Source organism: Pseudomonas sp. RV120224-01b, assembly GCF_003208145.1.
Lineage (GTDB): Bacteria > Pseudomonadota > Gammaproteobacteria > Pseudomonadales > Pseudomonadaceae > Aquipseudomonas > Aquipseudomonas monteilii.
Genome location: NZ_QKMQ01000001.1, coordinates 26938 through 46904 on the forward strand (window position 1 = coordinate 26938; position 19967 = coordinate 46904).

General features: G+C 63.1%; 20 protein-coding genes. 13 read left to right on the forward strand and 7 right to left on the reverse strand.

Translation table 11 applies throughout. The features are described 5' to 3' along the window. Positions 1 to 377: 377 nt before the first annotated feature. Both N436_RS00110 and N436_RS00115 read left to right on the forward strand, forming a co-directional pair. Positions 378 to 1076 (forward strand): response regulator transcription factor, encoded by a 699-nt coding sequence (locus N436_RS00110; RefSeq protein WP_060498597.1) that lies wholly within the window; start codon positions 378 to 380, stop codon positions 1074 to 1076. Then, positions 1073 to 2680, forward strand: a complete 1608-nt coding sequence (locus N436_RS00115; RefSeq protein ID WP_110740157.1) for an ATP-binding protein — start codon at positions 1073 to 1075, stop codon at positions 2678 to 2680. The genes N436_RS00110 and N436_RS00115 overlap by 4 nt, the downstream gene beginning before the upstream one ends. Before the next feature lie 3 nt (positions 2681 to 2683). On the opposite strand, the gene N436_RS00120 is transcribed toward N436_RS00115, so the two are convergent. Beyond that, the gene (locus N436_RS00120) at positions 2684 to 3385 is read right to left on the reverse strand and encodes a 4'-phosphopantetheinyl transferase (protein ID WP_110740158.1); all 702 of its coding nucleotides are present in this window, start codon (positions 3383 to 3385) and stop codon (positions 2684 to 2686) included. Positions 3386 to 3559: 174 nt separating this feature from the next. Beyond that, positions 3560 to 4351: a dienelactone hydrolase family protein gene (locus N436_RS00130; RefSeq protein WP_110740160.1), complete on the reverse strand. Its 792-nt coding sequence runs from the start codon at positions 4349 to 4351 to the stop codon at positions 3560 to 3562. Positions 4352 to 4480: 129 nt separating this feature from the next. Between N436_RS00130 and N436_RS00135 the strand changes: the two genes are divergently transcribed. The 4 genes from N436_RS00135 to N436_RS00155 all read left to right on the forward strand — a co-directional run bounded on the left by N436_RS00135 (position 4481) and on the right by N436_RS00155 (position 8927). Further along, positions 4481 to 5086 carry an outer membrane beta-barrel protein gene (locus tag N436_RS00135; protein WP_110740161.1) on the forward strand — a complete coding sequence of 202 codons (606 nt, stop codon included), beginning with the start codon at positions 4481 to 4483 and terminating at the stop codon, positions 5084 to 5086. An 86-nt stretch (positions 5087 to 5172) separates the two neighbouring features. Further along, entirely contained in the window at positions 5173 to 5850 is a 678-nt protein-coding gene (locus N436_RS00140; RefSeq protein WP_105945505.1) for a response regulator, read from the forward strand. Beyond that, complete coding sequence (locus tag N436_RS00145) at positions 5847 to 7193, forward strand: ATP-binding protein (protein ID WP_105945504.1); 1347 nt, start codon at positions 5847 to 5849, stop codon at positions 7191 to 7193. The genes N436_RS00140 and N436_RS00145 overlap by 4 nt, the downstream gene beginning before the upstream one ends. Before the next feature lie 411 nt (positions 7194 to 7604). Continuing rightward, entirely contained in the window at positions 7605 to 8927 is a 1323-nt protein-coding gene (locus N436_RS00155) for a dicarboxylate/amino acid:cation symporter (RefSeq protein ID WP_019098118.1), read from the forward strand. A 63-nt stretch (positions 8928 to 8990) separates the two neighbouring features. Here N436_RS00155 and tsaA read toward each other — a convergent pair whose 3' ends face one another. From tsaA to N436_RS00175, 4 genes are all read right to left on the reverse strand, one after another. Next, positions 8991 to 9683, reverse strand: coding sequence for a tRNA (N6-threonylcarbamoyladenosine(37)-N6)-methyltransferase TrmO (gene tsaA / locus N436_RS00160; RefSeq protein ID WP_110740163.1), 693 nt, complete (start codon positions 9681 to 9683; stop codon positions 8991 to 8993). Positions 9684 to 9689: 6 nt separating this feature from the next. Next, positions 9690 to 10151 (reverse strand): DUF1456 family protein, encoded by a 462-nt coding sequence (locus N436_RS00165; protein ID WP_019098116.1) that lies wholly within the window; start codon positions 10149 to 10151, stop codon positions 9690 to 9692. Positions 10152 to 10198: 47 nt separating this feature from the next. Beyond that, positions 10199 to 10909, reverse strand: a complete 711-nt coding sequence (locus tag N436_RS00170) for an rRNA pseudouridine synthase (RefSeq protein ID WP_110740164.1) — start codon at positions 10907 to 10909, stop codon at positions 10199 to 10201. Positions 10910 to 10986: 77 nt separating this feature from the next. Next, complete coding sequence (locus tag N436_RS00175) at positions 10987 to 11439, reverse strand: GNAT family N-acetyltransferase (RefSeq protein WP_110740165.1); 453 nt, start codon at positions 11437 to 11439, stop codon at positions 10987 to 10989. 197 nt (positions 11440 to 11636) lie between these two features. On the opposite strand from N436_RS00175, the gene N436_RS28500 reads away from it, so the two are divergent. The 4 genes from N436_RS28500 to N436_RS00195 are packed head-to-tail and all read left to right on the forward strand — an operon-like array spanning position 11637 to position 15622. Next, the gene (locus N436_RS28500) at positions 11637 to 12293 is read left to right on the forward strand and encodes a hypothetical protein (RefSeq protein ID WP_371920888.1); all 657 of its coding nucleotides are present in this window, start codon (positions 11637 to 11639) and stop codon (positions 12291 to 12293) included. Between the two features lie 57 nt (positions 12294 to 12350). After that, complete coding sequence (locus N436_RS00185; RefSeq protein ID WP_110740166.1) at positions 12351 to 13145, forward strand: DUF6502 family protein; 795 nt, start codon at positions 12351 to 12353, stop codon at positions 13143 to 13145. Continuing rightward, complete coding sequence (locus tag N436_RS00190; RefSeq protein ID WP_110740167.1) at positions 13142 to 14818, forward strand: DUF5666 domain-containing protein; 1677 nt, start codon at positions 13142 to 13144, stop codon at positions 14816 to 14818. Before N436_RS00185 ends, N436_RS00190 begins: the two co-directional genes overlap by 4 nt. 54 nt (positions 14819 to 14872) lie before the next feature. Then, positions 14873 to 15622: a hypothetical protein gene (locus N436_RS00195; RefSeq protein WP_105945499.1), complete on the forward strand. Its 750-nt coding sequence runs from the start codon at positions 14873 to 14875 to the stop codon at positions 15620 to 15622. A gap of 57 nt (positions 15623 to 15679) precedes the next feature. On the opposite strand, the gene rimO is transcribed toward N436_RS00195, so the two are convergent. Next, on the reverse strand, positions 15680 to 17011 hold the full coding sequence (rimO, locus tag N436_RS00200) for a 30S ribosomal protein S12 methylthiotransferase RimO (protein WP_060498611.1): 1332 nt from the start codon (positions 17009 to 17011) through the stop codon (positions 15680 to 15682). 310 nt (positions 17012 to 17321) lie between these two features. On the opposite strand from rimO, the gene N436_RS00210 reads away from it, so the two are divergent. From N436_RS00210 to N436_RS00220, 3 genes are all read left to right on the forward strand, one after another. Next, on the forward strand, positions 17322 to 17576 hold the full coding sequence (locus tag N436_RS00210) for a type II toxin-antitoxin system RelE/ParE family toxin (RefSeq protein WP_110740168.1): 255 nt from the start codon (positions 17322 to 17324) through the stop codon (positions 17574 to 17576). Beyond that, a complete protein-coding gene (locus tag N436_RS00215; protein ID WP_110740169.1) occupies positions 17560 to 17886 on the forward strand; it encodes a helix-turn-helix domain-containing protein in 327 nt (108 codons plus the stop codon). Before N436_RS00210 ends, N436_RS00215 begins: the two co-directional genes overlap by 17 nt. A 152-nt stretch (positions 17887 to 18038) precedes the next feature. Further along, positions 18039 to 19949, forward strand: a complete 1911-nt coding sequence (locus tag N436_RS00220; RefSeq protein ID WP_105945498.1) for a potassium transporter Kup — start codon at positions 18039 to 18041, stop codon at positions 19947 to 19949. Positions 19950 to 19967 lie beyond the last annotated feature (18 nt).

The following is a 19967-nucleotide window of genomic DNA, read 5'->3' on the forward strand; positions in this document are numbered from 1 at the left end:
ATTTTGCACGAACCCCAACATCTAGTGGTTCGCTGCGATCGGGATACAAGATAATGCGGTATTGGGGCCTTTGCAAGGCGAGCGCCTGTGGATAACTTGTGCGTACTTTGTGTGTGAATGGTGGGTATTCGCTGTAGGCCTTGTGCCAAGTGGTTTGCAGTATTTTTCTGCGCCTTGCTGCCCCGGGGCAGTTTTTTTCGGGCGCGAACCCTATCACAAAAACGGTTCAGTCGAGGGGGCTGTGAGTGGCTTGGCAGTGCCGGGGGCGGGACGTAGTATCCGAGGCAGATGTTGCCTTTTGGTTAAAGGGGTATGTTGCCTGTGCCGGCCTCTTCGCGGGCACAGGCAAAAGAAAACAACAAGCGAAGGCCTAAGCCATGGACCATCCCACCCCCCGCATCCTCATTGTCGAAGACGACCAGCGCCTGGCCGAGCTCACCGCCGAATACTTGCAAGCCAACGGCTACGAGGTCGCGGTGGAGGGCGACGGCGCCCGCGCCGCACGGCGCATCGTCGACAGCCAGCCCGACTTGGTCATCCTTGACCTTATGCTGCCCGGCGAGGACGGCCTGAGCATCTGCCGCCGTGTGCGCAGCCAGTATCCCGGCCCGATCCTGATGCTCACTGCCCGCAGCGACGAACTCGACCAGGTCCAGGGCCTGGACCTGGGGGCCGACGACTACGTGTGCAAGCCGGTACGCCCACGCCTGCTGCTGGCGCGTATCCAGGCCCTGCTGCGCCGCAGCGAGGCTGTGGACAACAAGCGCCAGGACCTGGCCTTCGGCGCCCTGCGTATCGACAACCGCTTGCGCGAGGCGCGCTTGGGCGAAACGCTGATCGAGCTGACCGGCGCCGAATTCGACCTGCTCTGGCTGCTGGCCAGCAACGCCGGCCGGGTGCTGACCCGCGAGCAGATCTTCACCGCGCTGCGCGGTGTGGGCTACGACGGCCAGGACCGCTCCATCGACATCCGCATTTCAAAAATTCGCCCCAAGATCGGCGATGATCCGCTCCAGCCCCGCTTGATCAAGACCCTGCGCAGCAAGGGCTACCTGTTTGTCGGCGAGGCGCCATGAACAACTCGATCTTCCTGCGTATCTACGGCGGCATGCTGGCTGTGCTGGTGCTGGTGGCCCTGCTTGGCATACTCAGCCTGCATCTGGTCAACGAAGTGCGCGCCGCCCAGCACCGCGAAGGCCTGGCCCAGGGTACCTTCAGCCTGATGGCCGACAACCTCGCACAGCAGAATGACACCGAACGCAAACGCTCGCTGCTGATCTGGGAGCGCCTGCTGGGTGTGCCGCTGGCGTTGCAGCCCATGACTGCGCGCACCCTCGACGGCGGCCAGCGGGCGCGCCTGTACCGTGGCCTGGTGGTGGTCGAAAAGACCGGCCCGCATGCGGCACAAGTGCTCCGCAAGGTTGGCCAGGAAGACCTGATGCTGGTCGCGCAGATCAAACAGATAAGCGAGCAGTTGGCGCGCGCCACCCTTTATCTGCTGGCCGATGAACTGGTGCGTTACCCGATCACCGAACAGCAGCAGCGGTTGGCGCAGATCAAGCAGGAAAAGGGCTTCGGTTTTGGCGTCGCCCTGCAGCGCATCGAGCGGGTAAGCCTGGACGATGACCAGCGGCGCCGGGTCGAGGAGGGCGACACCGTGATGGCGCTGGGCAGGGATGGCGACTCGATCCGTGTGTTTGCCGGGCTGTCAGGTTCGCCCTGGGTGCTGGAAATCGGCCCGTTGTACCAGCTCAACCCGTATCCGCCGCAGTTGCTGATATTGATCGCCTTCCTTGGCCTGTGCCTGATCGGCCTGGTGGTCTACCTGCTGGTACGCCAGCTGGAGCGCCGTGTGTCGGGCCTGGAAGTTGCCGCCACTCGCATTGCTCAAGGCAGCCTGGATACCCGCGTGCCTGCCGGTGACGCCGACTCGGTCGGGCGCCTGGCCGCTGCCTTCAACGGCATGGCCGAGCACCTGCAGCGCTCGTTGACCATGCAGCGTGAGCTGGTGCGGGCGGTGTCCCACGAGCTGCGCACGCCGGTTGCGCGCCTGCGCTTTGGCCTGGAGATGATTGAAAGCGCCACCACCGAACAGGCACGGGCCAAGCACCTGGCGGGCATGGACGGGGATATCCAGGACCTCGACAAGCTGGTTGACGAGATGCTGACCTATGCCCGCCTGGAGCAGGGTGCGCCGGCCTTGAAGTTCCAGCGGGTAGACCTGGACGCCTTGCTCGACCGTGTGATCGAAGAGCTTGCACCGCTGCGTGCCGAGGTGCGGGTGGTGCGTGGCGACTGCCAGGGCGCGGATGCCGATGGCGCCTGGGTCGAGGCCGAGCCGCGTTACCTGCACCGGGCCCTGCAGAACCTGGTCGGCAATGCCATGCGCCATGCCGAGCGCGAAGTGCGCCTGAGCTACCAGCTGGGGCAGCAACGCTGTCGCATTGATGTGGAAGATGACGGCCCAGGTATACCCGAGGGCTTCTGGGACCGCATTTTCACCCCGTTCACCCGCCTCGACGACAGCCGTACACGGGCCTCGGGTGGGCATGGCCTGGGCCTGTCGATCGTACGGCGGATCATCTACTGGCACGCAGGCCGGGCCACGGTGCGGCGCAGCGAGGCGCTGGGCGGCGCCTGCTTCAGCCTGAACTGGCCGCGCCAGCAGGCCCCTTTGTAAAGGTCAGACGCTGACCAGGCTGAGCAGGTGGCCGTCCTGCAGGCTGAACTGGCCCTGCAGCTCTGCGCCGTGCTGCCATTGTGGCGACAGGTCGGTGAGCAGGCGCAGGCGCGCCAGGCCATCGGCGGACCATTCCAGCACCTCGGCGTGCTCGAAGTAGAAGCGTTGGCGGGTCATCGGGTAGAGGGTCTTGAACAGGCTTTCCTTCAGCGAGAAGGTCAGGGTAACCGTCAGGCCGAGCTGGCGACGGTCCAGGCGTTCGAGTTCGGGTGGGGTAAGGATTTCGCCCATCAGCCGTTCGGCGCGCTCGTCATCCAGCAGGGATTCCTGATCCAGCCCCAGGCCTTGGCAACTGCCCTGGGCCGCGACCACGGCGGCGGCCCAGCCTTTGCCATGGGTGATCGAACCGAGGATACCTGCCGGCCAGATCGGTGAGCGGTCCTCGTGGGTGCCGGGCACGTAATTGCGGCCATCCAGGCGTTGCAGTGCAGCACGGGCGCATACGCGGCCGGCCAGGTACTCGGCCTGGCGCTTGGCCACCGAGCGTTGCAGGCTGGCACTGGGCACGATGCCGGCGCGCTGGAAGTCATCGGGGCCCAGGAGGGCGGGGTCAAACGAGCAACTGACCAGCACCGCGCCGGGGAGCGGGCGGGGCAAGGGCCAGTGGTGCTGGAGTGGGGAACAGCAGGTGGGGAGTGTGTTCATGGCGAGTATTGTGCCAGCAGAGTAGGCACTGTCACATCCCTGTGGGAGCGGCCTTGTGTCGCGAAAGGGGCGCGCAGCGTCCCCAGAATCTCAGCCATCCTGCAAAATTGCCGGGGCCGCTGCGCGCCCCTTTCGCGACACAAGGCCGCTCCCACATCGGGCCCGTGCAAGCGGCTATTTGAACACCTTCTTGAAGAACGCCTGCATATCCGCCCAAGAGCTTTCATCCGCCGTCTTGTTATAGCCAATGTCCGGCCCGCCATGCTCGCCATGGCTCAGCCGGTCGGCATCCGGGTTGGTAAACCCGTGCTTGGCCCCCTCAATACTGACGAATTCATAGTTGACCTTGGCCGCCTCCATTTCTGCCTTGAACGCATCCACCTGCTGCTGGGTGACCATGCTGTCCGCCGCCCCGTGCTCGACCAGGATATCGGCCCGCACCACGCCCGGTTTTGCCGGTGTCTGGGTAGCCAGCGCACCATGGAAGCTCACCACGCCGTCCAGCTTCTCGCCCCGGCGCGCGGCATCGAGCACCACCTTGCCGCCGAAGCAGTAACCGACAGCGCCCAGTTGATGCTTGTTGGTGTTCGGTTGCAGCTTCAACAGTTCAAGGCCGGCGTCGAAGCGCGCTGCCGCCTTTGCCGGGTCCTTCATTGCTGCGGCCATGAACGCCTGGGCGTCCTGCGGGTGCTCGGTGTGCTTGCCGTCGCCATACATGTCGATAGCCAGCGCGTTGTAGCCCAGCGCCGCCAGGTCGCGGGCGCGGCGTTTGGCGTAGTCGTTCAGCCCCCACCATTCATGCACCACGACAATGCCGGGGCGCTTGCCCTCGATGGCGTCGTCGTAGGCGTAATAGCCGACCAGGCGGTTGCCATCGGCGTCCTGGTAAGGGATTTCACGGGTTTGTACCGCCGCTTGGGCTAAGGCGGCGCTGCACATCAGGGTCAGGGCCAGCAGGGCACGCATGGTTACTACTCCTTGTCTTGCAGACAGTTCGTTCAGCCGGTGTTCAGCCAGGGTTCAGTCGCGGTTCAGGGTGCCCTGCTTACTCTAGCTTCCAGACCGAAACAGCGCACCCAACTGGAGTATCCAGCCATGAAAACCTTCAACACCCTGCTTGCCGCCATGGCCGTCTGCGCCGCTGGCATCACCACCGCCCAGGCCGCCGACGACAACTTCGCCAGCCTGACCTACGGCCAGACCAGCGACAAGGTTCGCAAGTCCGGCCTGCTGCAGCGCAATACCGAAAACCTCAACGCCGATGGCATCATCGGCAAGGACGACACCTGGGGCGTGCGTCTGGGCAAGATCAATGACCAAGGCCGCTACTACATGACCTATGACAACGTCTCGGGCGACCACAGCGGCCTCAAGCTGCGCCAGGAAAACCTGCTGGGCAGCTATGACCTGTTCCTGCCGGTGGGCGATACCACCAAGCTGTTTGGCGGTGGCAGCCTGGGCGTGACCAAGCTGACCCAGGACTCGCCAGGTGCCAGCCGCGATACCGACTACGGTTATGCCTATGGCCTGCAGGCGGGTGTGATCCAGGACATTACCGACAAAGCCTCGGTTGAACTGGGCTACCGTTACCTGCGCACCAATGCCGCGACCGAAGTGGGCGAGCGTGGCGGGCCGAAGGACGGCACCCTGCGCCTGACCAGCAGTGCGCAGACCTACCTGGCTGCAAGCTACAAGTTCTGACGGGCGAGCCGCGTTATCCTGTACCGGCCTCTTCGCGGCTTTAGCCGCGAAGAGGCCGGTACAGGCAATAAATTAAGGAGCTGCACATGAAACTGCTGGTGGTCGAGGACGAAGCCCTGCTTCGCCATCACCTCTACACCCGACTGGGCGAAAGCGGCCATGTGGTCGAGGCCGTCGCCGACGCCGAAGAGGCCCTGTACCAGGCCGGGCAATACCACTTCGACCTGGCCATCATCGACCTGGGCCTGCCCGGCATCAGTGGCCTGGAGCTGATCACGCGCCTGCGCAGCCAGGACAAGACCTTCCCCATCCTCATCCTCACCGCCCGTGGCAACTGGCAGGACAAGGTCGAAGGCCTGGCGGCCGGTGCTGACGACTACCTGGTCAAGCCGTTCCAGTTCGAAGAGCTGGAGGCTCGCCTGAATGCCCTGTTGCGCCGCTCCAGCGGCTTCACCCAGTCGACCATCGCCGCCGGCCCGCTGGTGCTCGACCTCAACCGCAAACAGGCCACCCTCGACGACCACCCACTGGCGCTGACGGCCTACGAATACCGCATTCTCGAATACCTCATGCGCCATCATCAGCAGGTCGTGGCCAAGGAGCGCCTGATGGAGCAGCTGTACCCGGGGGACGAGGAGCGCGACCCCAATGTCATCGAGGTGCTGGTCGGCCGCCTGCGCCGCAAGCTTGAGGGCGAGCACGGCTTTAAACCCATCGACACCGTGCGCGGCCTGGGCTATCTGTTCACCGAGCGCTGCCGATGATCCGCTCCCTGCGGGTACGCCTGATGTTGGCCGCCGCCGTGCTGGCGCTGCTGTTCATGCTGGCGCTGCTGCCGGCCTTGCAGAAAGCCTTCAGCCTGGCCCTGCAGGAGTCGATCGAGCAGCGGCTGGCCTCGGATGTGACCACACTGATTTCCGCCGCGCGCATCGAGCATGGCCAACTGCAGATGCCGACGCTGTTGCCGGACGAGCGTTACAACCTGCCGTATACCGGCCTGCTGGGCTACATCTTCGACCGCGACGGCAACCTGGTCTGGCAGTCGCGGGCCACTGCCGACCGGCACATCAATTACAGCCCGCGCTACGACGGGCGGGGTAACGAGTTTGCCCGCATTCACCAGTCCGATGGCGAAGAGTTCTTCGTTTACGACGTCGAGATCAAGCTGCTGGGCGGCCAAAGCGCCGCTTACAGCATTGTCGCCCTGCAGCCGGTGAGCGAATACAAGGCCACCCTCAATGGCCTGCGAGAAAAGCTCTACCTGGGCTTTGGTGCTGCCTTGCTGGCATTGATGGTGCTGTTATGGGCGGGCTTGACCTGGGGGCTGCGTTCGTTGCGGCGGCTCAGCCACGAGCTGGATGAGGTGGAATCGGGCGCACGCGACGGCCTGAGCGGCGAGCACCCTCGCGAGTTGCTGCGCTTGACCCGTTCGCTCAACCGCCTGCTACGCAGTGAGCGCGAGCAACGCACACGCTATCGCGATTCGCTGGATGACCTGGCCCACAGCCTGAAGACGCCGCTGGCGGTGTTGCAAGGTGTGGGCGAGAGCCTGCAGCAGCGCAGCGGCGAGCGCGAGCAGGCGCGGGTGCTGCAAAGCCAGATCGAGCGCATGAGCCAACAGATCGACTACCAGCTGCAACGCGCCAGCCTGCGCAAGAGCGGCCTGGTGCGCCACAGCGTGAGGCTGCTGCCGTTGCTCGACAGTTTGTGCAGCACGCTGGCCAAGGTTTACCGGGACAAACAGGTGAACGTGGCCCTGGAGGTGCCTGATGCGGCGCAGGTGCCGATGGAGCAGGGCGCCTTGCTGGAGATGCTCGGCAACCTGCTGGAAAACGCCTACCGGCTGAGCCTGGGCCAGGTGCGGGTAAGCCTGGAGCAGGCGCCCGGTCAGTTGACCTTGTGTATCGAGGACGATGGGCCGGGGGTGCCGGCCGATCAGCGTGAGCGCATCCTGGAGCGGGGAGAGCGGCTGGACAGCCAGCACCCGGGGCAGGGTATCGGGCTGGCGGTGGTCAAGGACATTGTCGACAGCTATGACGCCGTGTTGAGCCTTGGCGATTCCCCGTTGGGTGGCGCGGCGTTCAGGATCACCTTCAATTTGGAATGAACCGTCGCCTGTACTGGCCTCTTCGCGGGCTTGCCCGCTCCCACAGGTACTGCGCACGAGCTGAATGCAGTGCGGTCCCTGTGGGAGCGGGCGAGCCCGCGAAAGGGCCGGCATAGGAAAACTGCAATGGGCGGATTCCCGCCAACGCCCCTGTACAAATCCCGCCACCGGGCGGAAATCCGCCAGCCTTCCTCAGGCAAATCGCCCCGTCGTTGGGCATTTATCCCTAGCAAATACGGCCTTTGCACCCTTCATGGGCATTTTGGCACCACCCTTGCTATTGATCCCTTCAGAGGCCTGCCCAGGCAGCTCGAACACAACGACAAATCCCTCCGGGTGCAGGAGGGTTAGCGATTCAGGTGCCCCATCACCCTGGGAAGGGTGGGCCGGCACACTTGAGGAAAATGAGCCATGACGACACGTCAGCCGCTGTACAAATCCCTGTATGTCCAGGTGTTGGTCGCCATCACCATCGGTATTCTGCTCGGCCACTACTACCCGGAAACGGGCGTCGCCCTCAAACCTTTGGGTGACGGCTTCGTCAAACTGATCAAGATGGTCATCGCCCCGATCATCTTCTGCACCGTGGTCAGCGGCATCGCCGGCATGCAGAGCATGAAGTCGGTCGGCAAGACCGGCGGCTACGCGCTGCTGTACTTTGAAATCGTCTCCACCATCGCCCTGATCATCGGCCTCGTCGTCGTCAACGTGGTCAAGCCAGGCGCTGGCATGCACATCGACGTCAGCACCCTGAACGCCAGCAGCGTGGCTGCCTACGCCGCCGCCGGCGCGCAGCAGACCACCGTCGGCTTCCTGCTCAACGTCATCCCCAACACCGTGGTCGGCGCCTTCGCCAACGGCGACATCCTGCAAGTGCTGATGTTCTCGGTGCTGTTCGGCTTCGCCTTGCACCGCCTGGGCAGCTATGGCAAGCCGGTGCTGGACATGATCGACCGCTTTGCCCATGTCATGTTCAACATCATCAACATGATCATGAAGCTGGCCCCGATCGGTGCCTTCGGCGCCATGGCCTTCACCATTGGCCAGTACGGCGTTGGCTCGCTGGTGCAACTGGGCTACCTGATGGCCTGCTTCTACATCACCTGCCTGCTGTTCGTGCTGGTGGTGCTGGGCGGTATCTGCCGCGCCCACGGCTTCAGCGTGCTCAAGCTGATCCGCTACATCCGTGAAGAGCTGCTGATCGTGCTGGGTACTTCTTCGTCGGAATCGGCACTGCCACGCATGCTGGCCAAGATGGAGCGCCTGGGTGCCAAGAAGTCGGTTGTCGGCCTGGTGATCCCGACCGGTTACTCGTTCAACCTGGATGGCACCTCGATCTACCTGACCATGGCCGCGGTATTCATCGCCCAGGCCACCGACACCACCATGGACATCACTCACCAGATCACCTTGCTGCTGGTGCTGCTGGTGGCCTCCAAAGGTGCTGCCGGCGTTACCGGTTCGGGCTTCATCGTGCTGGCCGCCACCCTGTCGGCTGTTGGCCACTTGCCAGTTGCCGGCCTGGCGCTGATCCTCGGCATCGACCGCTTCATGTCTGAAGCCCGCGCCCTGACCAACTTGGTAGGTAACGCCGTTGCTACCGTGGTGGTTGCCAAGTGGGTCAAGGAAATGGACAACGACAAGCTCGCTTCGGAGCTGGCTTCCGGTGGTGCTCCGCTGGTCGATACCCGTCCTACCGATGACCTGGGCGTGGCCGAAGGCCCGGCTCGCTGATCGCGGGATGGTTAAATGAAAAAGGCGACCCTTGAGGTCGCCTTTTTCATGTTCGTGCCGCGTTCAGGCCAGCACCACTTCCAGCACCCGGATCACCTCCGGCTGCGGGTAATGCCACCTCACTTGCACATCCCAGAACTTCACCCCATACACCCGCTCGGCCGGTGGTATCTGATAGGCCGGTCGTGGGTCCTGGGCCAGGCACTGCTCGATCAGCTCTACCAGTGGCTCAGCCAGGCGTAGTGCGTGCTCGCGAGCCTGGGGCAGGGCGTTTTCACCCCACTGCACGGCAATCGCAGCGGGTGCTTCACTGGCCATCTGGTTGCTGGCGCCCGGGATGCTGTCGGCGTAGGGCACATAGGGCTTGATGTCCAGTACCGGCGTGCCATCGAGCAGGTCGATCCCGGACAGCAACAGGCGGCCAGGCTCTACCCCCTCCAGGCGCACCACTGACTGGCCGATGCCGTTGGGCCTGTGGGTGGCGCGGGTGGCGAACACGCCCATGCTCTTGTTGCCGCCCAGGCGCGGTGGCCGCACTTTCAGGCGGGGTTTGTCTTCCAGGGCCTGGTGGAACAGGAACAGCAGCCAGACATGGCTGACCTGCTCCAGGCCTTCGACCGCATCACCCTGGTCGAACGGCGGCAGCAGTTCGAGCACGCCGCGCGCCGCAGGCGCCAACTGCGGCTGGCGCGGGATGGCGAACTTCTCCTTGAAGCAGGAGCGCACAATACCGACCGGGGCAACCGTGTGCTGCATGGCCACTCAGCCGCGCACGCGCAGGGTCAGGCCCTTGAGGAAGTTGCGCAGCAGCTGGTCACCGCACGGGCGGTAGTTATCGTGGCCGGCCTTGCGGAACAGCGCGCTGAGCTCCGGCTTGCTGACCGGGAAGTTGACCGACTTGAGGATCGCGTGCAGGTCGTCTTCCTTGAGCTCGAAGGCCACCCGCAGCTTTTTGAGGATGAGGTTGTTGGTCACCGGCAGCTCGACCGGCTGCGGTGGGCGGCTGTCATCCTTGCCACGGCGGTGAATCACCAGGCCATCGAGGAAGTGCGCCATCACCCGTTCAGGGCAACGTACGAAACCTTCCTCTTCTTCTTTCTTCAGGTAGGTGGCCAGCACCAGGGGATGCACTTCGAGGCCGGAAAGCCCGATGATTTCGGCCATCTTGGCGTCGTTCACCTTGAGCATGTAGCGCAGGCTGCGCAGGACATCGTTGTGGTTCATTGCTGCAGAATCCTGTTCAGGTGCCACGCGTGTGCGTGGCGTATTGCTTAGAAACGTTCGGTAGTGGCCAGGTAGCGCCATTGGCCTAGCGGCAGTTTGCCCATCGATACGCCACCCAGGCGAATACGGCGCATGCTTACCAGCTCCAGGCGCAGGTAGGCGCACAGCTCGGAAATTTGCCCGGGCTGCGGGTTTTTCAGCACCATGCGCAGGTGGGTCTCGTTTTGCCAGCTGGCTTTGGTCTTAGGCAGTTCGCGATCATTGCGCGTGGCCCCGCGTGCCAGGCGTTCCAGCGCCTGGGGCGTGGTTTCGCCGCGCACTTCGACGATGAACTCCTGCTCCAGGCGGCGCAGGTCGGCGTTGATCTTGCGCGTTACCCGCCAGTCCTGGGTGAATACCTGCAGGCCGGTGGCGCCGCGCTCCAGCGGCGCCACGCAGTCCTGCCGGGCAAAATGCCCGTGCAGGGCGCGCACGCCTTCGCGGTGAGCCTCGCTGAGGTTGCCCATGTTCATGCTGGCGCGGGCGGTTTCACCGTCGATACCGGCGGGTTGGTTCATCAGCAAGGTCACCGGTTCCAGCGTTTCGGCGCGGGCGCCCGGCAACAGCTCGACGCGCTGTTGCTCAACCTTGAACTGCGGCTGCTCGACGACCACGCCATCGACCGTCACCCAGCCGCCTTCGATATACAACTCGGCCTCGCGACGGGAGCAACCCAGCTGCTCGATAAGGCGTTTGGACAGGCGGACGGGTTCAGACATGACGGTAATTCGCAAAGGCAGGGAAAGACCCGCATTGTACCTGCCTGCGCGGCGCAGGGGCTGGGAATCTGTGTCATTTACGCCGTTTTGCGCAGGCGCATGTGTAGCAGCGGGTAGGGCTGGCCCAGGCCATCGGTGTCTGAACGGCCGAACACCTCGAAACCTTCATGCAGGTAGAAGCCCAAGGCTTGCGGGTTCTGTTCGTTGACGTCCAGGCGTTCGGCGTTCAGTTCGTCGATCGCATAGTGCAGCAGGCGCTTGCCAACCCCTTGGCCGCGGTACTCAGGTGCGACGAAGAGCATGTCCACGCGCCCGTTGGCGACCCCGGCGAAGCCACAGATACGTTGCCGGTCCTTGCAGCAGACCAGCATCACCGCATCCAGGTAGCGGTGCAGCACGTGGTCGCGCAGCAGCACGATGTAGCCCTCTGGCAGGAAGTGATGGGTGGCGCGTACCGAGTCCTCCCACACCTGTACCAGCTCGCTGTAGTCGCTCAAGCGCGGCGTTTGCAACGTCAGTGGCGCAGGCATGCCGGTGGTCCTCCATGGCGATAGGGAAAACATAGCAGCCCAACCACCGGTCGGCTTGTCTGTGTAGCGCTTGAACGGCGGGGGGTAGAGGTCTATTAATTAAGCGTGGGAAAAAATCCCACGCAAAGAAAAACTAAAACTGACAACAAGACTTTTACTGATTTGGCGTTCTCGTGGCGACGACCTGGAGACGGACTATGCAAATCCACCTGCTGTTCAAGAAGGCCTTACTGGCGGTTGCCGTAGCTGGCGTGCTTTCGACGTCCATTGTTTTGATCCCTGACACGATTTCTCACGGCTCCAGCGCCTATGCCAAAGATGGTGGCGGTGGTGGTGGTCACGGCGGCGGTGGAGGCGGCGGTCACGGTGGTGGTGGAAGTGGCGGTGGCGGTGGAGGCCACGGCGGTGGTGGGAGTGGTGGCGGAGGCGGAGGCCACGGCGGTGGAAGTGGTGGTGGCGGAAGTGGCGGTGGTGGTGGCGGCCACGGTGGTGGCAGTGGAAGTGGCGGTGGTGGCCATGGCAGTGGCGGAGACGGTGGCGGCCATGCCGGCAACAGTGGCAGCGGCCACGACGGTAATTCAAACGCTGGTCGCAGCAGCAACCATGCTGAAGCGGGTGACGATCATGGCAATCACGTGGGTGGTGAGCCCGGTGACGATCACGGCAATCACGTTGGCGGTGAGCCCGGTGACGATCATGGCAACCATGTTGGCGGTGAGCCCGGGGATGATCATGGTAATCATGTCGGCGGCGAGCCTGGCGATGATCACGGCAATCACGTGGGTGGTGAACCTGGTGACGATCGCGGCAACCATGTGGGTGGCGAACCGGGTGATGACAACAGCAGGAGCTGACAGGCGTTGATCAGCCCAACTTCTCCCCCTTCGATGTTAAGCGCACTGCGGCGTGTCATGCGTCCGCTGGTGCGCTTGATGTTGCGCAAGGGGGTGACCTACACGATGTTCGCCGACCTGCTCAAGGACGTGTTCGTCGACGTAGCCCATCGCGAGTTTCGCCTGGACGGCACCCCGCCCACCGACAGCCGTATCAGCCTGCTCACAGGCGTACACCGCAAGGACGTCCGGCGGATTCGCAGTGAAGGCGGCACAGCGCTCGCAGCCCTGCCGGCAAACATCACCCTGGGTGCACAGCTGGTCAATGTATGGACCACCAGCCCGCCGTTCTGCTCGGCACCAGGCCAGGCGCTGGCACTGCCGCGTTTGGCCAGTGTCGGCGGCGACTGTTCATTCGATGCCCTGGTGGCCAAGGTCAGCACCGATATCCGTGGCCGGGTTGTGCTGGATGAGTGGTTACGCCTTGGCATCGTCCGGCTCGACGAGCAGGATCGTGTGCACCTGGAGGCCCAGGCATTCGTGCCGCAGACGGGTTTCGATGAAAAAGTCGCCTACTTTGGCCACAACCTGCATGACCATGCCTGCGCAGCGGTGCACAACCTCAGTGGCGAAGGTCAGCCGTTCTTTGAGCGCAGCGTTCACTATGATGCCTTGAGCCTGGCCAGCGTCGAACACGTGCGTGAAGTGGTTTCCACGGATGGCATGCAGACGCTGCTTGCTTTCAGCCGGCTTGCAGCAGAGCTGGAGGGCGCTGATGAGCCCGCCGTCGAGCAACGTCAGCGCATCACCGTAGGGCTTTATTTCTACACTGAAGCTACCCAACCCGATTTGTCGAAGACACCCGGCCCATGACTTCTCTTGCGCGCTGCCTCAGTGCCATCACGCTCGCCCTGGTTTTCGGGTTGAACCTGATGGCGCCTGCCGAGGTGGCCGCAGCGCCGGTGTGTGTCAGCCGTGATGAAGTGGGGATGGCCGGTGCCGCAGGCATGCAGTTTCCGGGAGGGACGGGCGGCACCGGTGTGCGCAGTGAAAACGGTGGCGTTGGCGGCACTGGCGCACCGCATCCGCAGCGCCCCGGTGGCACAGGCGGTACGGGTGCAGTGGCCGAGGGTGTGGACGGCACCTACTTCGATCACAGCAGTGGCGGTGTTGGCGGTACCGGTGCGCCAATCCTGCGCCCGGGCGGTACTGGTGGTACCGGCATTGTCGGCACCATCACCGGGTTTGCCTCGATCTGCGTCAATGGCATGGAAGTGCACTATGGCAAAGACGTACCGGTGAGTCAGAACGGTGCACCGGCCAGCAGTGCTCACCTGGCCATCGGGCAGGTTGTGGCGGTGGAGGCCATTGCCACCCAGCGCGGCCTGCAGGCTGGGCGTATCTCGATCCTCAACGCCTACGAAGGGCCGCTGACGGCGCTCCCCAGCGCTTCGGCCCCGCTGCGGGTGATGGGGCAACCGGTGCGCCTTGCCGCAGGCGCGCGGGTGGCGGAAGGGCTGCGCCCGGGCGAGCCGGTCCGGGTCAGCGGCTTGCGCGATGCCAGGGGCGAAGTGGTGGCGACCCGTATCGAACGGGCCCCGGGGCTGCGAGAGGCCAGTGCCATTGGTGCGATTGATCGCCCTGGTAGCCTTCAAGGGCTGCAACTGGGTACCCGCGTAGCCCCGGCACGGGAACTGCTGGTGCGCGGCCAGTGGACCGGGCGTCAACTGGAAGTGGCGCAAACCCGCCCTGACCCGAGCCTGCCGTTTGCTGGCCGTGTGCAGCAGGCGGTGGTCGAAGGGCTGGTGCAGCGCGCGCAGGCTCGGCAACTGGTGGTTGCAGGCATCAATGTGACGCTGGGGCAGGGCACCGTGATCGTTGGTAAACCGGCGGCGGCGTTGGCGCTCGATCAGCGTGTGCGGGTGAGTGGTGTACTCAATGGCGCTCACGAACTGCGGGCAACGCGTGTGGAGTTCCAGTATGACCGCGCCGACAACCCGGACAGAGGCCATTCGGGGCGTGGCAGCGAGCACGGCAGCAGTGATTCCGGAAGTTCCGGCAACAGTGGCCATGGCACACGCGAAGCGACCGCTGTTGGCACCGAAGGCCGTGAGGATCACAGCGGTGGCAGCGACATTGAGGACGCCAGCGGGCACGGCAAGTCAGACAGCGTGGACAAGTCTGGCAAGACAGAGCATGTCGAAACGGTAGAGCAGCCTGAAAGCAGCAACAGCGGTCGTTCTGACCGGGTAGAGCGGGTCGAAGTCGAAAAGGTAGAAAAGGCCGAGAAGGTTGAGAAGGTCGAAAAAGTAGAGAAAGTCGAAAAGGTGGAGAAAGTCGAGAGGCCTGAAAAGGTCGAGAAGGTTGAAAAAGTCGAGAAGGTAGAGAAAGTCGAGAAGGTCGAAAAGCCCGAAAAAGTAGAGAAAGTCGAAAAGCCTGAAAAGGTCGAGAAGGTTGAAAAAGTCGAGAAAGTCGAGAAAGTCGAAAAGCCGGAGAAGATAGAGACCGCCGAAAAAGTCGAGCATCCGGAGCGTTCCGGGCGTTAGGCAACTAGGCTGGGTATGTCCGCTCACACTTCCCGACGGGATTCCGAGGTGCCGATGAGACCGACCCTCCCGCTTCTCGCCTGCCTGCTGTCATGCACCAGCGCATCAACCTTGGCTGACACCTTCAGCGCGGCCATCGGCATGGACTATTCAAGCGGCGACTATGGCACGGGTACCACGTCGGAAATCTGGTACGTGCCCGTGGTCGGCAAGTATGAAACCGGCCCCATGACCTACAAGGTCACCGTGCCCTGGTTACGCATCACCAACCCGGAAGTCGGCCCGAATGGTGACCCCTTGCCCGGCGGTTGCCGGGATGTGGAGAGCGGGCTGGGCGACACGGTTGCCAGTGCCGGGTACGCCCTGCTCGATGGCAGTGACGGCGGCCTGATGCTGGACCTGATCGGCAAGGTCAAATTCCCCACTGCCGATGAAGACCAGTGCCTGGGTACCGGCGAATACGACTACACCGCCCAGGTCGACATCACCAAGGGCTTTGGCCCGGTCACCGGCTTCGCGACACTGGGCTGGAAGAAATTCGGCGACCCACCCGACAGCGATTTCGACGACCCGGTATTCGCCAGCCTCGGCTTTGCCATACCTGTGGCTACTGGCACGTCGGCGGGCGCGTCCTACGACTGGCGGCAGAAGGTGGTCTCGACAGGGTCGCAGATCAAGGAACTGACCTTGTTCCTGACCCACAAGCTCAACCCGCAATGGAAAGTGCAACTGTATGCGGTCAAAGGCTTTTCGGACGCCAGCCCGGATGCAGAGGGGGGGCTGATGCTGTTTCACACGTTCTGACAAAAAAGCCCCTGCGCCGGATTACCGGGGCAGGGGCTTTTCAGTGTTTCAGCCGCTTTAGATAGGCTCGGCCCACATGTCGTACTCGTCGGCATCCACCACACGGCAGCGCACTTTGTCGCCTGGCTTGAAGCCATGATCGCCGTCGATGAACACGCTGCCGTCGATTTCCGGGGCATCGAAGAAGCTGCGGCCAACCGAACCTTGCTCCTCGACTTCGTCGATCAGCACGTCGATTTCCTTGCCGATGCGCAGTTGCAGGCGGGCGGCGCTGATGGCCTGCTGGTGGGCCATGAAGCGGTCCCAGCGGTCCTGCTTGATGTCGTCCGGCACTTCTTCCAGGCCCAGGTCGTTGGCCGGTGCGCCTTCTACCGGCGAGTACTGGAAGCAGCCCACGCGGTCCAGCTGGGCTTCGGTCAGCCAGTCCAGCAGGTACTGGAAGTCTTCCTCGGTTTCGCCCGGGAAGCCGACGATGAAGGTGGAACGGATCACCAGCTCGGGGCACTGTTCGCGCCAGTTCTTGATGCGCGCCAGGGTGCGGTCTTCGAAGGCCGGGCGCTTCATCGACTTGAGCACTTTCGGGCTGGCGTGCTGGAACGGGATGTCCAGGTACGGCAGGATCTTGCCGGCGGCCATCAGCGGGATCACGTCGTCGACGTTCGGGTACGGGTACACGTAGTGCAGGCGTACCCAGGCGCCCAGGCTGCTCAGTGCTTCGCACAATTCGAGCATGCGGGTCTTGACCGGGCGGCCGTTCCAGAAGTCGGTCTTGTACTTGACGTCGACGCCATAGGCGCTGGTGTCCTGGGAAATCACCAGGATCTCCTTCACCCCGGCCTTGACCAGGCGCTCGGCCTCGCTCAGCACTTCACCTACCGGGCGGCTGACCAGCTTGCCACGCATCGACGGGATGATGCAGAAGCTGCAGCTGTGGTTGCAGCCTTCGGAAATTTTCAGGTACGCGTAGTGGCGCGGGGTCAGCTTGACGCCCTGAGGCGGCACCAGGTCGATCAGCGGGTTGTGGTCCTGGCGTGGCGGTACCACTTCGTGCACGGCGTTGACCACCTGCTCGTACTGCTGCGGGCCGGTGACCGACAGCACGCTCGGGTGCACATCACGGATGCTGCCTTCTTCGACACCCATGCAGCCGGTGACGATGACCTTGCCGTTTTCCTTGATCGCTTCGCCGATCACTTCCAGCGATTCTGCCTTGGCGCTGTCGATGAAGCCGCAGGTGTTGACCACCACCACGTCGGCGTCCTCGTAGGTGGGCACGACTTCATAGCCTTCCATGCGCAGCTGGGTCAGGATGCGCTCGGAATCGACCAGGGCTTTAGGGCAACCCAGGCTTACGAAACCTACCTTGGGGGTGGCGGGCGTGGTGGACATGACTAACCTCGGTATTGAATGCAGGTCGCCCGGCCGGAATCGGGGGCGATCTTGACGGGCGCTTTGGGCGCCTCTGATCAAAAAGTGCGCAATTCTAGCGAGCGTAACGTCGCTTGACCAGCAGAAATACGACGAACGCTGCGCTATGCAAGCCAACCGGACTGTGCACGACTGGTAAAACCTCGAAACATAGCCAGGCAATGCCTCCCCTTGAACCGATGAGCTCCTGTCATCACCCTCTTTCACGCCTATGAAACCTTTTCTTGAACTTATTCAATTCTTATAGTTTTCTTATAAGACTGGCGTGGATATGAATACGATCAACTGGTCACGCAAAGCAGTGAAGCAACTCAGGAAAATCGACAAGGTTGATCAACCCAAGGTCTACGACGCCGTTCAGGCGTTGGCGCACATGCTGCACGCTCAAAGCGTCAAGGCGCTGGTCAACCACCATTATGGTTACCGGCTAAGGGTAGGTAACTACCGGGTTCTGTTCGACTGGGATGGAGGCGTGAAAATTGTCAGCATCGAGGAGGTCAAGAAGCGCGATGAGCACACCTACTAATGTACAGATCATCAATGACGCCGACGGTCGTCCTGCCTTCGTCGTGTTGCCCTATGCCGATTACATCGCCAGCCGTCCCCAACCGGACCTGGTGCCCAACGAGGTGGTTGGCTATATGGTGAAGGACGGCATGACCGCCATCGCCGCCTGGCGCCGGCATCTGGACCTTACTCAGGCTGAAGTTGCCCAGCGCCTGGGGATCTCGCAGTCAGCCTATGCCCAGCAAGAAACAGCAGAGCGCCCGCGTAAGGCTACTCGCGAAAAGATTGCCGCTGCCTTGGGCATACCCATGCAGTGTCTGGACCTTTAGTGTTGGCCGCCATCTTGCTCTGACAGAGGCGGACCAGCAGAAAATCGACGAACGCTGCGCTATGCTTCGCGCCATTGCGTCCGGGGTGTCAGTGTTACTTCGGCGCAGGTGAGAATTCTACTGGCCTATAAGGCCGTCTGCGGGAGTGGTCGATGGTTCAGGCAAGCAGTCACGCCGAGGGCGGGCACGAGGGGAAGCAGGGCGCGGCGCGGTCGCTGGGCCTGCTCGTGGCGGCGGTCGGGGTGGTTTATGGCGATATCGGCACCAGCCCGTTGTACACCCTGAAGGAAGTCTTCACCGGCGGTTACGGGGTGCCGGTCAACCATGATGGCGTGCTGGGTATCCTGTCGCTGATCCTGTGGTCGCTGTTGTGGGTGGTGTCGTTCAAGTACGTGATGTTCATCCTGCGCGCCGACAACCAGGGCGAGGGCGGCACCATGGCCCTGACCGCACTGGCACGGCGGGCCACGGCGGCCTACCCGCGGTTGCGCACGCTGATGGTGATCTGCGGCCTGATCGGCGCTTCGCTGTTCTATGGCGACAGCATGATCACCCCGGCGGTGTCGGTGCTGTCGGCGGTAGAGGGCATGGGCCTGGCGTTTGACGGTATCGACCACTGGGTGGTGCCGATTTCGCTGGTGGTGCTGGTGGCATTGTTCCTGGTGCAGAAGCACGGTACCGAGAAAATCGGCAAGCTGTTCGGCCCTATCATGGTCACCTGGTTCGTGGTACTGGGCGCGCTGGGTGTGCATGGCATCTCGCAGAGCCCGGAAGTGCTCAAGGCCTTCAACCCGGGTTGGGCGATCAACTTCTTCGTGGTGCACCCCGGCATGGGCGTGGCCATTCTCGGCGCAGTGGTGCTGGCGTTGACCGGTGCCGAGGCGCTGTACGCTGACATGGGCCACTTTGGCCGCAAGCCGATCGCCCGGGCCTGGTTCATCCTGGTGCTGCCCGCGTTGGTGCTGAACTATTTCGGCCAGGGTGCACTGCTGCTGCAAAACCCGGACGCAGCCCGCAACCCGTTCTACCTGCTGGCGCCGGGCTGGGCATTGCTGCCGTTGGTCGGGTTGGCGACCATGGCCACGGTGATCGCCTCGCAAGCGGTAATCTCGGGGGCGTTCTCCCTGACCCGCCAGGCCATCCAGCTGGGCTACATTCCACGTATGCAGATCCAGCACACCTCCAGCGACGAGCAGGGGCAGATTTACATTGGGGCGGTGAACTGGACGCTGATGGTCGGCGTGGTGCTGCTGGTGATCGGTTTCGAGTCGTCCGGCGCCCTGGCGGCGGCCTACGGTGTGGCGGTGACCGGCACCATGCTGATGACCACTATTCTGGTGTCGGCCGTCATGTTGCTGCTGTGGAAATGGCCGCCTGTGCTGGCGGTACCGATCCTGGTGGGCTTCTTGTTCGTCGACGGGCTGTTCTTCGCTGCCAACGTGCCGAAAATCGTCCAGGGCGGTGCCTTCCCGGTGTTGGCGGGTGGTGTGCTGTTCCTGCTGATGAGTACCTGGAAGCGCGGCAAGCAGATACTGGTCGAGCGTATCGACGAAGGCGCGCTGCCGCTGCAGCTGTTCATCAGCAGTATCCGCATTCAGCCGCCACATCGGGTCGAAGGCACGGCGGTGTTCCTCACCGCACGGGCCGATGCAGTGCCTCATGCGCTGTTGCACAACATGCTGCACAACCAGGTGCTTCACAGCCAGGTGGTACTGCTGACGGTCGTCAGTGAAGACCGGCCGCGCGTGCCGGAGCAGGAGCGCTTCGAGGTGGAGGCATACGGTGATGGGTTCTTCCGTGTGCTGCTGCACTTTGGCTTCATGGACGAACCGGACGTGCCGGCGGCATTGAAACTGTGCCACCTGGACGACCTGGATTTCACCCCGATGCGTACCACCTATTTCCTCAGCCGCGAAACGGTGATTGCTTCACGGCTGGAGGGGATGTCGCGCTGGCGGGGCAACCTGTTTGCGTTCCTGTTGAAGAATGCCAACGGTAACCTGCGCTTCTTCAACCTGCCGCTGAACCGGGTGATCGAGCTGGGGACCCAGGTCGAGATCTGATTGCCAAGGGGCTGCTTT